The 13,520-nt window shown below is 72.9% G+C and carries 11 protein-coding genes; 6 read left to right on the forward strand and 5 right to left on the reverse strand.

Annotation, left to right across the window (positions count from 1 at the left end; genetic code table 11):
- Positions 1–35 precede the first annotated feature (35 nt).
- Positions 36–1,313, reverse strand: a complete 1,278-nt coding sequence (locus AW27_RS04150; RefSeq protein ID WP_052030052.1) for a cytochrome P450 family protein — start codon at positions 1,311–1,313, stop codon at positions 36–38.
- A 238-nt stretch (positions 1,314–1,551) separates the two neighbouring features.
- Here AW27_RS04150 and AW27_RS04155 point away from each other — a divergent pair, with 238 nt between their 5' ends.
- Positions 1,552–2,478 carry an SDR family oxidoreductase gene (locus tag AW27_RS04155; protein ID WP_037916316.1) on the forward strand — a complete coding sequence of 309 codons (927 nt, stop codon included), beginning with the start codon at positions 1,552–1,554 and terminating at the stop codon, positions 2,476–2,478.
- Between the two features lie 98 nt (positions 2,479–2,576).
- Here AW27_RS04155 and AW27_RS04160 read toward each other — a convergent pair whose 3' ends face one another.
- A complete protein-coding gene (locus AW27_RS04160; RefSeq protein ID WP_037916313.1) occupies positions 2,577–3,338 on the reverse strand; it encodes a TetR/AcrR family transcriptional regulator in 762 nt (253 codons plus the stop codon).
- A 106-nt stretch (positions 3,339–3,444) separates the two neighbouring features.
- Here AW27_RS04160 and AW27_RS04165 point away from each other — a divergent pair, with 106 nt between their 5' ends.
- Complete coding sequence (locus AW27_RS04165) at positions 3,445–5,712, forward strand: ATP-binding cassette domain-containing protein (RefSeq protein WP_037916311.1); 2,268 nt, start codon at positions 3,445–3,447, stop codon at positions 5,710–5,712.
- Between the two features lie 41 nt (positions 5,713–5,753).
- Here the strand turns inward: AW27_RS04165 and AW27_RS04170 are convergent, their stop codons facing one another.
- From AW27_RS04170 to AW27_RS04180, 3 genes are all read right to left on the reverse strand, one after another.
- The gene (locus tag AW27_RS04170) at positions 5,754–6,830 is read right to left on the reverse strand and encodes an enoyl-CoA hydratase/isomerase family protein (RefSeq protein WP_052030051.1); all 1,077 of its coding nucleotides are present in this window, start codon (positions 6,828–6,830) and stop codon (positions 5,754–5,756) included.
- A gap of 83 nt (positions 6,831–6,913) precedes the next feature.
- Positions 6,914–7,651 (reverse strand): carbonic anhydrase, encoded by a 738-nt coding sequence (locus tag AW27_RS04175; RefSeq protein WP_037916309.1) that lies wholly within the window; start codon positions 7,649–7,651, stop codon positions 6,914–6,916.
- A 55-nt stretch (positions 7,652–7,706) separates the two neighbouring features.
- Entirely contained in the window at positions 7,707–9,539 is a 1,833-nt protein-coding gene (locus tag AW27_RS04180) for an ABC transporter ATP-binding protein (protein WP_078555843.1), read from the reverse strand.
- Between the two features lie 271 nt (positions 9,540–9,810).
- On the opposite strand from AW27_RS04180, the gene AW27_RS04185 reads away from it, so the two are divergent.
- The 4 genes from AW27_RS04185 to AW27_RS04200 all read left to right on the forward strand — a co-directional run bounded on the left by AW27_RS04185 (position 9,811) and on the right by AW27_RS04200 (position 13,491).
- Positions 9,811–10,200, forward strand: a complete 390-nt coding sequence (locus tag AW27_RS04185; protein ID WP_037916302.1) for a hypothetical protein — start codon at positions 9,811–9,813, stop codon at positions 10,198–10,200.
- Positions 10,201–10,508: 308 nt separating this feature from the next.
- On the forward strand, positions 10,509–10,937 hold the full coding sequence (locus tag AW27_RS04190) for a hypothetical protein (protein ID WP_037916299.1): 429 nt from the start codon (positions 10,509–10,511) through the stop codon (positions 10,935–10,937).
- Positions 10,938–11,065: 128 nt separating this feature from the next.
- Entirely contained in the window at positions 11,066–12,190 is a 1,125-nt protein-coding gene (locus AW27_RS04195; protein WP_052030050.1) for a PLP-dependent cysteine synthase family protein, read from the forward strand.
- A complete protein-coding gene (locus AW27_RS04200) occupies positions 12,187–13,491 on the forward strand; it encodes an MFS transporter (RefSeq protein ID WP_037916296.1) in 1,305 nt (434 codons plus the stop codon). The genes AW27_RS04195 and AW27_RS04200 overlap by 4 nt, the downstream gene beginning before the upstream one ends.
- The last annotated feature ends 29 nt before the right edge of the window (positions 13,492–13,520 follow it).

Raw genomic sequence — 13,520 nt, forward strand, 5'->3', positions numbered from 1 at the left:
GTCCGCCGGGGCCGGTCCCGGCGGACAGCGGCCGGTCAGCGACGGTGCAGGCGCACCGGCAGGGCCTCGACGCTGTTGCCGATGAAGCTGCGCTGGTGGGGCAGTTCGGCCTCGGCGGTGGCGAGGTCGAGGTCGGGGAAGCGCGTGAACAGCCGCTCGAGCGCGACGGTGGCCTCCAGCCGGGCCAGCGGGGCGCCCACGCAGTAGTGTGCGCCGTGCCCGAAGGAGAGGCTGCGGGCGGCCGTGGGGCGGGTGATGTCGAATCGGTCGGCGTCCGGGCCGTGGACGTCCTCGTCGCGGCCGGCCGCGGTGTAGCCGGCGAGGACCGGGGTGCCCTGCGGGATCACGGTGCCGCCGACGGTCAGGTCCCGGGTGGGGTAGCGGAAGGGGAACCAGCTGACGGGGCCGTCCCAGCGCAGCGTCTCGTCCACGACGTCCGACCAGGTCGCCCCGCCCTCCAGGACGAGCGCGAGCTGGTCGCGGTGGGTGCACAGGGCGCGGACGGCGTTGCTGATGAGGTTGAGGGTGGTCTCGTGACCAGCGACGAGCATCAGCCGCATGGTGCCGCCGAGTTCGGCCTCGCTGAGCCGGTCGCCGTCGTCCTCGCGGGCCGCGATGAGGGCGCTGGTGAGGTCCTCGCCCGGCTCCGCCCGGCGGGTCGCGGCGATCCTGCCCATGAGTTCGACGAGCTCCCGTACGGCGGCCATCGCCTCGGCCGGGGTGGTGTCGGTCGCGATGATCACTTTGTTGGACAGGTGGTGGAGGCGTGCCCGGTGCCCGGGGTCCACGCCGAGCAGTTCGCAGATCACGCTCATCGGGAGCGGGAGCGCGAAGTGTTCGCGCAGGTCGGCGACCCCATCGGGCGATTCCGCGGCGGCCCGGTCCAGGTCGTCGAGGAGTTCGGCGGTGAGTTCCTCGACGCGCGGGCGCAGGCGTTCCACCTGGCGCGCCGTGAAAGCCCTGCCGACCAGTGCACGGAGACGGCGGTGGTCGTCCTCGTCGGCGGTGTGCATGCCCCGGGCGTCGGCGAAGGCCCGCAGTGGCCAGTCGCGGGGGATGCTGCCGTCGCGCAGGGCGGGGAAGTGCCGTGCATCCTTGGCCACTTCGGGGTGGGCGAGGAACTCCTTCAGCGCGTGATGGCCCAGGACGACCGCCCCGGGCACTCCGCCGGGGAGCACGACCTGCGCGACGGCCCCGTGCTCGGCGCGCAGCCGGGCGTTGAGGGCGTGCGGGCAGCCTCCGGCCGGGTCGATCACGTACGGGGCGTCCGGGCCGGACGGAGTCTGCGGGACGGGTGCGGCGTGGGAGGACAAACCGGTTCTCCTGACCTGGTGGACGGGACTCGGTCAACAGTGCTGCCCCGAAGGCTGGTTGGACAAGTCGGTACCCGGCCCGTGCAGGCGGCCGGTCTCGGTGAGGGAGAGGGGGTGGTGAAGGGCCGGGCTCACGGCCGGTGCGGCGGGCGCTGCGGCGGGTGGTCCGCCGGCGTCCCGGCCGGGAACCCGCGTGTTGGGCGGGTGACGGGCGGGCCGGCCGCCGTAGGGTCGTTGCATGACTCTCGAAGGCACCGGAGGTCTCCACGGCAGGGTGGCCCTCGTCGCGGGCGCCACGCGGGGCGCGGGCCGGGGCATCGCGGTCGAGCTGGGGGCGCGGGGCGCGACGGTGTACGTGTCGGGGCGCAGCACCCCGGGCCGGCGTTCGGAGTACGACCGGCCCGAGACGATCGAGGAGACCGCCGAGCTGGTCACCGCGGCGGGCGGCCGGGGGATCGCGGTGGTCGCCGACCATCTGGTGCCCGGTGAGGTGGAGGCGCTGGTGCGGCGGATCGACGCCGAACAGGGCCGCCTCGACGTGTTGGTGAACGACATCTGGGGCGGGGAGCTGCTCTTCGAGTGGGACAGCACGGTGTGGGAGCACGACCTGGACAAGGGGCTTCGGCTGATGCGACTGGCGGTGGAGACGCATGCCGTCACCAGCCATTTCGCGGTGCCGCTGCTGCTGCGCGAGCCGGGTGGCCTGGTGGTGGAGATGACGGACGGCACCGCCGACTACAACGCGACCCGTTACCGGGTCTCCTTCTTCTACGACATCGCCAAGTCCTGCGTGCTGCGGATGGCGTTCGCCCTGGGGCACGAGCTGGGTCCACGGGGGGCAACGGCGGTGGCCCTGACACCGGGCTGGCTGCGCTCGGAGATGATGCTCGACGCCTTCGGGGTGCGGGAGGAGAACTGGCGGGACGCGCTGGCCGAGGTTCCGCACTTCGCGATCTCCGAGACCCCCGCGTACGTGGGCCGCGCGGTCGCGGCCCTCGCCGCGGACCCGGAGGTGTCCCGTTGGAACGGCCAGTCCCTCTCCAGCGGCCGGCTGGCACGGGTCTACGGCTTCACCGACCTGGACGGCAGCCGCCCCGACGCCTGGCGCTACCTGGTCGAAGTCCAGGATCCCGGCCACCCCGCGGACACCACCGGCTACCGCTAGGCCGTCTCTTTCGGATCTTGCCGTTACGTCCGCGGAGGCTCACCGGGTCACCCCACCAGCCCGTCGGCGCCCCGGCGCCCCGGGGGCCGGACGACGGCTCACGGGGCGGCGCGGGAGGACAGGCGGTGGGCGAGGCCGTCCAGGACGCATCGGAGGCCGAAGGCCCAGATCGTCCCGGGGTGGTAGCCGGCGACCGCGGTGCCGACCCGGGCCGCCAGGGGGTAGCGGTCGGGCTCCAGGACGCGTTCCAGCAGCGGCGCGCTGACGGCCCACCAGTCCTCCTGGCTCAGGCGGCTGTTGTGGTCGGCGTCGTCGGCGGCGGCCAGCGCGTTGGCGTGCACGAAGCCGAGCAGGTGGGTCAGGGCGGCATCCATCTCGGTGTCGGTGAGCCCGATACCGTCGAAGGCCGCCAGCTCGTGCTCGTACTTCCCGATCACCCCGGGGCCCAGCGGCGGACGCGTGACGGCCAGGCCGGTGATCCAGGGGTGGCGGAGCATCAGGTCCCGGTTGTCCTCGGCGACCCGGGTCACCCGCGCCCGCCAGGGCTCCTTCGGGTCCGCCGGACGGCGTTCCATCCGCAGGTAGGCGTCGTCGAGCATCAGGTCGAGGAGCTCGGCCTTGCCGGGGACGTACGTGTAGAGCGTCATCGGCGTCACACCGAGCCGCTGCGCGAGCGCCCGCATGGTCAGCGCGGCCAGCCCTTCCTCGTCGGCGAGCACGGTCGCGGCGCGGACGACGGCGTCGACACTGAGGCCCTGCCGCGGGCCGCGGCGACCCGGCTGCGCGGGCTGTCCGGACGCGCGCCACAGAAGCTCCAGCGTGCGGACGGGGTCTCCCGCCCCGCTGCGATCCTGCACCATGTCCCGGCCTCCGCACACGCTCCATCAATTCACTACGCCGTACAGAATACACCGTATAGAGTAAAGCGCAGTGAGTCAGCCGAGACCCCGCACCTCGAGGAGTTCCGTGCACATCGCCGCCGACAACCACCAGGTCATCCAGGTCCGCGGGGCCCGCGAGAACAATCTCGCCGACATATCCCTCGACATCCCCAAGCGCCGCCTCACGGTCTTCACCGGCGTTTCCGGCTCCGGGAAGTCCTCCCTCGTCTTCGGCACCATCGCCGCCGAGTCGCAGCGCATGATCAACGAGACGTACACCGCCTTCATCCAGTCCTTCATGCCGAGCCTCGGCCGGCCGGACGTGGACGGACTGCACAACCTGAGCGCCGCCATCGTCGTCGACCAGGAGCGGATGGGCGCGGGTTCCCGCTCCACCGTGGGTACCGCCACCGACGCCTCCACCATGCTGCGCATCATCTACTCCCGCGTCGGCACGCCCCACATCGGCACGTCCAGCGCGTTCAGCTTCAACAACCCCGAGGGGATGTGCCCGCGCTGCGAGGGCGTCGGCGAGGTCTCCGACATCGACGTGGACCAGCTGGTCGACCGCGAACTCTCGCTCAACGAGGGCGCGATCACCGCCCCCGGCTTCGCCGTGGACTCCTGGTACTGGCAGAACATGGCGAACTCCGGCTTCTACTCCCCCGACACCAAACTCAAGGACTTCACCGAACAGGAGTGGGCCGACTTCCTCCACAAGAGCGCGGTGAAGGTCAAGGCCGGCTCCAACGGCTTCACCTACGAGGGCCTGATCACCAAGATCACCCGCCTCCACCTCGCCAAGGACCGCGAGTCCATGCAGCCCCACATCCGCGCCTTCGTGGAGCGCGCGGTGATCTTCACCTCCTGCCCGGACTGCGGGGGCACCCGCCTCTCGGCGGCCGCCCGGTCCTCGCGCATCCACGGCGTGAACATCGCCGAGTGCGCGTCGATGCAGATCAGCGAACTCGCCGGCTTCGTGCGCCGGATCGACGATCCCGCCGTGGCGCCGATGCTGTCCAACCTCCGGGGCCTGCTCGACTCCCTCGTCGAGATCGGCCTGGGCTACCTCAGCCTGGACCGCCCCTCGGGCACGCTGTCCGGCGGGGAGGCCCAACGCGTCAAGATGGTCCGCCACCTGGGATCCTCCCTCACGGACGTCACGTACGTCTTCGACGAGCCCACCACCGGCCTGCACCCGCACGACATCCAGCGCATGAACGGCCTGCTGCTGCGGCTGCGCGACAAGGGCAACACCGTCCTGGTCGTGGAGCACAAGCCGGAGGTCATCGCCGTGGCCGACCACGTCGTGGACCTCGGGCCGGGCGCCGGCACGGCGGGCGGGCAGCTCTGCTACAGCGGGGACGTCGCGGGGCTGCGCGCCTCCGGCACTCTCACCGGGCGCCACCTCGGACACCGAACACGACTGCGGGAGTCGGTGCGCAGCCCGCGCGGCCACCTGTCGGTGAAGGGCGCCGACCTGCACAACCTCAAGGACGTCAGCGTGGACGTGCCGCTCGGCGTCCTCACGGTGGTGACGGGTGTCGCGGGGTCCGGGAAGAGCTCACTGATCCACGGCTACCTGGCCGGGCGCGAGGGGGTGGTGGTGGCCGACCAGTCCCCGATCCGCGGCTCGCGCCGGTCCAACCCGGCCACCTACACCGGGCTGCTGGGGCCGATCCGGACCGCCTTCGCCAAGGCCAACGGCGTCAAGGCCGCGCTGTTCAGCGCGAACTCGGAGGGTGCCTGCCCCAAGTGCAACGGCCTCGGGCTCGTCTACACGGACCTGGCGATGATGGCCGGGGTGGCCACGGTGTGCGAGGAGTGCGAGGGCAGGCGGTTCACCCCCGAGGTGCTGACGTACCGGCTGCGCGGCAAGAACATCAGCGAGGTGCTGAACATGCCGGTCGCGGAGGCGTACGCGTTCTTCCCCAGCGGCCAGGCGCGGGCCGTCCTCGGGCGGCTGGTGGACGTGGGCCTCTCGTACGTGCGGCTCGGCCAGCCGCTCAACACCCTGTCCGGCGGTGAGCGGCAGCGGCTGAAACTGGCGATCAGCATGGCGGAGAAGTCCTCGACGTACATCCTGGACGAGCCGACGACCGGGCTGCACATGGCCGACGTCGACAAGCTGCTGGCCCTGCTCGACCGGCTGGTCGAGGACGGCAACTCGGTGATCGTCATCGAGCACCACCAGGCCGTGATGGCGCACGCCGACTGGCTGATCGACATCGGCCCCGGCGGCGGGCACTCCGGCGGCCGGGTCGTCTTCGAGGGCACCCCGGCCGCCCTGGTGGCCGGGGCGGACACGCTGACCGCCCGGCACCTCCGGGAGTACGTCGGCGCCGACGCGTAGGCCTGCGCGGCTGCTCCCGCCCGCGCCCCAGCCCCCGAGGGCTACGGCAGGCTCGACCCGTGGTCCTCGGCGAGCGGGGCGAAGAACCGCTCCACGTCGGCCTCGGTGACCGCGGCCAGGGTCGGCGGGGACCAGCGCGGGGCGCGGTCCTTGTCGACGACCTGCGCCCGGATGCCCTCCACCAGGTCGGGTGAGGCCAGCGCGTTGCAGGAGACCCGGTACTCCTGGGCCAGCGCCTGCTCCAGTGTGCCGAGTTCGGCGGCCCGGCGCACCGAGGCGAGGGTGACCTTCAGCGCGGTCGGGGACTTGGCGAGGATCGTCTCCGCGGCCTCCTTCGCCGCCGGATCGCCCTGGTCGGTCAGCCTCTGGACGATCTCCTCGACGGTCCCGGCCGCGTAGCAGCGGTCGATCCAGGAGCGCTGTCCGGCGAGTACCCCGGGGGCGGGTGTGGCGGCGTACCGCGGCAGGACCTCGCCCGCGGGGGCGGTGGCGAGCGCGGCTGTCAGCTCCGGGAGTCGGGCGGCGGGTACGAAGTGGTCGGCGAGCCCGCAGAGCAGCGCGTCGGCGGCGCCCACGGCGGCACCGGTGAGGGCGAGATGGGTACCGAGCCGGCCCGGGGCGCGGCCCAGCAGCCAGGTGCCGCCGACGTCCGGGACGAAGCCGATGCCGGTCTCGGGCATGGCGACTCGGGAGCGTTCGGTGACGACGCGGACGCTGCCGTGGGAGGAGACGCCGACGCCGCCGCCCATGACGATGCCGTCCATGAGGGCGACGTACGGCTTGGGGTATCGGGCGATACGGGCGTTGAGCCGGTACTCGTCGCGCCAGAAGCCGGCGGAGGCGGTGGTCCCCGCCCTGGCGTCGTCGTGGATGGCCCGGATGTCACCTCCCGCGCACAGTCCGCGCTCGCCCGCTCCGCGGATCAGCACCTGCCCGACGGCGTCGTCGTCCGCCCAGGCGTCGAGGGCCTCGGCCATCCGCAACACCATCGTGTGGGTGAGCGCGTTGAGGGCCCCGGGGCGGTTGAGGGTGACCACGCCGGTCCGTCCCTCGACGTGGAACAGGACGGTGCCGTCGTCGGAGGTGGCGTGCGTGTCGGTATCGGGTTGCCTTTTCACAGCCCTCACAGTAGGGCCACGCCAACGGTGCGCCCCGGGCGCCCGGCGCCGGCAGCACGGGGCACGGGCCGGGCGGCGGGCGCTCAGTGCACCAGGCGTACGCGCTGGCTGGTCAGTTCGTAGCGGGCGCCCACGACGGCAAGCGCCCCGGCGGAGATCCTGGCGGCCATCTCGGGCTCCGCGGCCAGCCGCCCCCGCACCAGCCGCACGTTCGCGGTGATCGCGGCGTCGATCCGCGCGGCGCCGCGGAGCCCCCGGTCGATGGCGGGGCGGATCTGATCGACCAGATACTGCATGTGGCCCGGGAGCGGCGGTCCGCCCTCGGCGGCCCGCACCGCTGCGCCGACGGCCCCGCAGGACTGGTGTCCCAGGATGACGACCAGCGGGATGCGCAGCTCCAGGACTCCGTAGGCGATGCTCCCCAGGACCGCCTCGTCCAGGACCTCGCCCGCCGAGCGCACGGTGAGCAGGTCACCGAGGCCCTGGTCGAAGACCAGTTCCGGCGGGACCCGGGAGTCGACGCAGCCGAGGACGACGGCGAACGGGTGCTGGCCGGCGACCAGCGTGCGCCGCACGGTGCGCGTCTGGTCGGGATGGCGCTCGTGGTAGGTCCGCCAACGCCCGTTTCCCGTCACCAGTGCACGCAGCGCCGACTCGGGGGTGGTGGGCCTCGATCCGGCCCCGCCCCCGGGCGGAGCGGCCATGGGCACGCGGGCGGAGCCCGCCACCAGCCCCGCCCCCACGGCGGCCACGCCCGTCAGCACCGCCCGGGCCAGCCGCCGCCGGCCCGGTACCTCTCGACCTTCAGCCTCGACACTCATATCAGGACAAACTATTCACTTGCGACTCGCCGGCTCCGCAGGACACGTCCCCGGTTCAGTCGAGCCCCGAGCGCGCTTCGGGGTCGGTGGCGTGGACGGTGTCGTGGAGGAAGCCGCCCGACTGGTGTTTCCACAGCCGCGCGTAAGCGCCCTCTGCGGCAAGGAGCTCCCGGTGCGAACCCTGCTCCACGATGCGGCCCCGGTCCAGGACCACGAGCCGGTCCATGGTGGCCACGGTGCTCAGCCGATGGGCCACCACGAGGGCGGTCCGGCCCTCCATGAGCCGCCACAGTGCCTCCTGCACCAGGATCTCGCTCTCGGAGTCCAGGGCGCTGGTCGCCTCGTCGAGCAGGAGGATCGGCGCGTCGCGCAGGATGGCTCGGGCGAGGGCGACCCGCTGGCGCTGTCCGCCGGACAGTTTGACGCCGCGTTCGCCGACCATGGTGTCGAAACCGTCCGGCAGCGCGTCGGCGAACTCCGTGACGTGCGCCGCCTCGGCGGCGCGGCGGACCTCTGCCTCGGTGGCGCCGGGCCGGGCGAAGGCGATGTTCTCCCGCAGTGTCCGGTGGAACATCGCCGGGTCCTGGGGCACGTAGGCGAGCCGGCTGCGCAGGTCCGCCTGCCGCAGCCGGCTGATGTCCTGGCCGCCGATCATGATCCGGCCGCCGTCGACGTCCGTCATCCGCAGCAGCAGCCGGGTGAGCGTGGTCTTGCCGCCGCCGGACCGGCCGACGAGACCGATCTTCGATCCGCTGGGCACGTCCAGGTCGAGGCCCTCGAAGAGCGGCCGCGCTCCGCCGTGGGAGAAGTCCACCCGTTCGAACCGGACGTCGGCGCTCTCGGAGCGCAGCGGCTCCGGCACCGCCGGGTCGAGCACCGTGGGCGGCTCCAGCAGCAGTTCGGTGAACTGCGCCGCCTCCGTCATCGAGCTCTCCAGGCGCCGGTAGATCTGGTTGAACTCGAACATGATGCGGGTCGCGTTGGCGTAGTAGGTGAAGGTGACGATGATCGCCTCCACGCCGTGCTCGCCCGCGCCGAGGGCGACGGCGATCAGCAGTCCCAGCACGTTCGTCAGCACGGACAGGGGCGCGACCAGCGTGTCGATGCGCAGGTTGCCGTAGTCCCACGAGCGAAGGGTCAGCCGCCGCGACTCCGCGACGCGGGACTGGTGCTCGGCGGCCTCACGGCCCTCGGCGGCGAACGCCCGCACCGTGTCCATGTTCATCAGGCTGTCGGCGACGTGGCCCGAGACCCGGGCGATCGCCTCCTCGCGCTGGGCGACGAGGGTCTGGCGGCGGCGGATGAGGGGGGTGACACAGAACGCCGTCAGGACGATCAGCGCGAGGAGGCCGACCACGAGCATCGGTTCGTACTGCCAGAGCACCACGGAAGCGAAGAGCAGCGGCACGAAGCTGCCCATGACGGAGAACGTCAGCGTGTCGACGAACTCCTCGAAGCGGGAGGCGAAGCTCAGGACGCGCTTGGTCAGCGACCCGGCGAAGTTGTCGTGGAAGAACGCCGCGTCCTTCGCGAACAGCTCGTCCATTCCGATGACGTAGAGGTGCTCGATGCCGCGGGCGTCGAGGCGGTTGAGGCAGTGCAGTCCGATCCGCCACAGCACCTCGGCGAGCAGCAGGACGCCGGCGAAGCCGAGGACGTAGGGCAGCATCGCGTCGATTCCGGCGGAGCCTCCGTCGGCGACCCGGCCGACGAGTTTCGCGACGACCAGCGGCGCGACGTAGAAGATGCCGATGTTGCCCAGCGCCGGGAGCAGCATGGCCGGAGCGGTCAGCCCGCGCAGGCGCGCCAATTCCCGTCCGTAGGAGCGAAGTGCGAGGAGGACCGAGCCCCGGCTCGGCTTGTTCTCGGGTGATTTCGGTGAATCCATCCCCAACCCTGTGTGGTCGGACCGGCAGGACAGGAGTCGGAGTGTCCCGTATGGGCGCCGGGGCGGTCCACGCGTTTTCCGGGCGCCGAGCGCTGTCCCCCAGCCCTCGGGAGGGCTCGCGCGCGGTCGGCGGGGCGGGGAGCCGTCGGCCGGGCGAAGGCGGCGTGTGCCGCGTTGGGCTGCCCCTGCGCCGCCGGAGCCCCCGCCCCTTTCGAGCCATTCACGCGGACACGCTTGCCGCCGACCACGCACGGGTGGCTAGGATCACGGCATGATCACGGCTCGGTCGTCCTCCGGCGCGCCGCGGACCCGGGGAATCCGGAGTCCGCTGCTGCTCCTGTGGTCGGCCCTGCTCCTGCTCGGGCTGCTCGACGCGCACGGGATCGGCGCGGGGAGCGGCGACCTGCACCACGGCCGTTCGGTCTCCGCCTCCGCCGTGCCCTCGCAGGCCCTCGTGTTCGGCGCGGACACCGCCGCGCATCCGGCCGAGCAGTGCATGCCCGGCCGCTCCGAGCGCGGTACGGCTCCCGCGGGCCACCCGCAGGCGAGCGCCGGCCCGGCCACGCGCGCCCGGCGGGCAGACGCTTCCGCGCCGCCGCAGACGACCCCGCGGACCTGTGGCGCCCCGCTCCCGCCCGCGCACGGAGTGCTGCGCCTCTAGGCCGTGTCGCGAACGTCCCGCGCGGCGCCTGCACGCACCCTCGCGCGTTGTCGGGATCATCGGAGTACGCCCGGTAGGAGAGCGGACGGCGCCACATGCGCAACCCTTCCTCGACCGTCTCCACGCCGCCACGGGCCGGCTGGGCCACGCGGCCCAGGGCGTTCACCCTTCCCGGGTGTTCAGGGGGCGCGCCAACCGCTGCCCCGGGCATCGGCGGAACACTCCGCATGACCCCACGGCACCACCCGCCTGCCCGTACCGGGCTCCCCCGTCCCCGCCCACGGTCCGACGCACCTCCCGGAGGAGCCGTGTCCTTTCGTCCTTCCCCCTCCGCCCGCCGCACGGGTGCCCTCGTACGGCCGCTGCTCGTGCTGTCCGCGCTGCTCGCGCTGTCCGCCTTCACCGCCGCGCTGGTCGGCTGCCTCGTCCACGAGGGCACGCCGTCCCAGCGGCAGGCCTCGGCGCCGTCCGCCCCGGTCCACCACCACGAGAGCGCCGCCGACGACTCCCCGGGAGTGCCCCACCCCGACGACCCCTGCGTCCTCCACCTCGCGCCCCGCGGCGTACCCGACGTCGCGGTACAGCGCCCGGCCGCCTTCCCGGTGCTGTTCGCGGTACTCCTCGCGCTGCTCGCCACCGCGCCGCCCGACCCGGCGCGGCGCGGCGCCTCTCCGTCTCCCGGCACCGCGCTCACGGGACGCAGAACCAGGAACCGGATCTGCTGCTGGCGGATCTAGCAGCCGTTCGTGCGGCCTTGACCCAAGGCCGCCGTCCGACTCCGTCACCCGCGGGCCGACACCGCGGCGCGACGGAGACGGACGAGATGTGCACGGAAACAGCCGTCTACGAACGAGAGCCGAGGAAGATGTCCTCTCCGTCCACGCAGACCACCCCGCCCGCCCGCGGCGCCGCCCTGTCCGGGCTCGTCGGCAACACCCCTCTCCTGCGCGTGTCCGAACCCTTCGCCCCCGAGGGCCACGGCTTCTGGGCCAAGCTGGAGGGCTTCAATCCCGGTGGCATCAAGGACCGGCCGGGCCTGCACATGGTCGAACGCGCCCGCGCCCGCGGCGACCTGCTGCCCGGCGCCCGGATCATCGAGTCCACCAGCGGCACCCTCGGCCTGGGGCTCGCCCTGGCCGGTATGGTCCACGGACATCCGGTCACCCTGGTCACCGACCCGGGTCTGGAGCCGTCCATGACCAAACTGCTGACCGCCTACGGAGCCCAGGTCAACGTCGTGGCCGAGCCGCACCCCGCCGGCGGGTGGCAGGAGGCCCGACGCGAACGGGTACGGCAGCTGATGGCCCGGCATCCCGGATCCTGGTGTCCCGATCAGTACAACAACCCCGACAACACTGCCGCCTACACACCGCTCGCCCTCGAACTCGCCACCGCACTGGGGCACATCGACGTCCTCGTGTGCAGCGTGGGCACCGGCGGGCACTCCGCGGGCGTCTCCCGCGTGCTGCGCCAGCTCTACCCGCAACTGGAACTGGTCGGCGTGGACACGATCGGCTCGACCATCTTCGGCCAGCCCGCGCGGCCCCGCCTGATGCGCGGGCTGGGATCGAGCATCTACCCCCGCAACGTCGCCTACGGCGACTTCGGCGAGGTGCACTGGGTGGCCCCGTCCGAAGCGGTGTGGGCCTGCCGGCAGCTCGCCGGCTCGCACTACGCCACGGGCGGCTGGAGCGTCGGTGCGGTGGCCCTGGTCGCCGGCTGGCTGGCCCGGACCCGGCCGGCGGACACCCGTATCGCCGCGGTCTTCCCCGACGGACCCCAGCGCTACCTCGGCACCGTCTACGACGACGACTACTGCGCCGCCCACGGGCTCCTCGACGGCCCGCCGGCCGCCGAACCGGAGGTCGTGGGACGCGTCGACGAGAAGGAGGTCACCCGGTGGACGCGGTGCGCCGCCGTGGTCGATCCGCTGACCGCCGAGGAGCGGGCCCCCCGGTCACCTGAGCGGGCGGAGGGGTCCGGCCGGTGAAGGGGTTCCTCACGCAGCTCCGCTCCTACGACCGCTCCGTCCGGCTGTTGATGGTGAACCAGTTCACCATCAACCTCGGCTTCTACATGCTGATGCCGTACCTGGCCGCGCACCTGTCCGGCTCGCTGGGGCTGGCCGGCTGGCTCGTCGGCCTGGTCCTCGGCGTACGCAACTTCAGCCAGCAGGGGATGTTCCTGATCGGCGGCACCCTGGCCGACCGGCTCGGCTACAAACCCATGATCGTCGCCGGTCTGCTGCTGCGCGTCGTCGGCTTCGCCGCCCTCGGAGTCGTCGACTCCGTGCCCGCCCTGCTGGCGGCCTCGGCGGCCACCGGCCTGGCGGGGGCCCTGTTCAACCCCGCGTCCCGGGCCTACCTGGCCGCGGACGCGGCCGACCGCCGGGTGGAGGCGTTCGCCCTGTTCAACGTCTTCTATCAGGCCGGCATCCTGCTCGGGCCGCTGGTGGGAATGGTGCTGACCGGGGCCGGTTTCCGCATCACCTGCCTGACGGCGGCCGGGATCTTCGCCGTACTGAGCCTCGTGCAGATCCGCGGCCTGCCCGCACGCGGGGCGGACCGGGCGGGCACGGGGCCCGGCGGCGCACCGGAAAGCGTACGGGCCCAATGGCGGCAGATCCTCGCCAACCGGCCGTTCCTGCTGTTCGCGGCCGCGATGACCGGCTCGTACGTGCTGACCTTCCAGGTGTACCTGGCACTGCCGCTGGAGGTCCGGCGGGTCGGCGGCGACGGGGCGTTCTCGGGGGCCGTGACGGCCGGGCTGTTCGCCGTGTCGGGGCTGAGCACCGTCCTGTTCCAGACGCGGGTGACCGCCTGGTTCAGGGCGCACACGGAGCCCGGCCGGGCGCTGACACGGGGCCTGCTGGTGATGGGCGGCGCGTTCTTGCCGCTGCTCCTGGCGGCGGCCGTGCCGGTGCCCGACGGGGGTGCGGGACGGTGGCTGCTCGCCGCCGGGCCGCCGGTGGCGGCGGCCCTGCTGCTCGCCCTCGGCACGATGATCGCCTACCCGTTCGAGATGGACACCATCGTCCGGCTCTCCGGGGACCGTTTTGTCGCGACCCACTACGGGCTCTACAACACGGTCTGCGGCATCGGCATCACCGTGGGCAACCTGCTCACCGGTGCGGCCCTCGACGCGGCCCGGTCCTCGGGTGCGCCGGCGCTGCCGTGGCTGTCCCTGGCCGCTCTGGGCGCCCTGTGCGCCGCCGTGGTCCGTTGGCTGCACCGCAGCGGGCGCCTCGCAGCCACCGGCCTCGCGGAGCGCACGGAGCCGGCCGCCGCCTGAGTCGCCCCTCCCCCGGCGCGGGCGGTCCG

Origin of the sequence: Streptomyces sp. PCS3-D2, from assembly GCF_000612545.2 — a bacterium.
Lineage (GTDB): Bacteria > Actinomycetota > Actinomycetes > Streptomycetales > Streptomycetaceae > Streptomyces.

What these genes read in the sequence shown, in the direction of transcription:
- AW27_RS04155 (WP_037916316.1), top strand. Translation starts at nt 1,552, where the DNA reads ATGACTCTCGAAGGCACCGGAGGTCTCCACGGCAGGGTGGCCCTCGTC.
- AW27_RS04160 (WP_037916313.1), bottom strand. Translation starts at nt 3,338, where the DNA reads ATGGTGCAGGATCGCAGCGGGGCGGGAGACCCCGTCCGCACGCTGGAG.
- AW27_RS04185 (WP_037916302.1), top strand. Translation starts at nt 9,811, where the DNA reads ATGATCACGGCTCGGTCGTCCTCCGGCGCGCCGCGGACCCGGGGAATC.
- AW27_RS04195 (WP_052030050.1), top strand. Translation starts at nt 11,066, where the DNA reads ATGTCCTCTCCGTCCACGCAGACCACCCCGCCCGCCCGCGGCGCCGCC.
- AW27_RS04175 (WP_037916309.1), bottom strand. Translation starts at nt 7,651, where the DNA reads ATGAGTGTCGAGGCTGAAGGTCGAGAGGTACCGGGCCGGCGGCGGCTG.
- AW27_RS04180 (WP_078555843.1), bottom strand. Translation starts at nt 9,539, where the DNA reads ATGGATTCACCGAAATCACCCGAGAACAAGCCGAGCCGGGGCTCGGTC.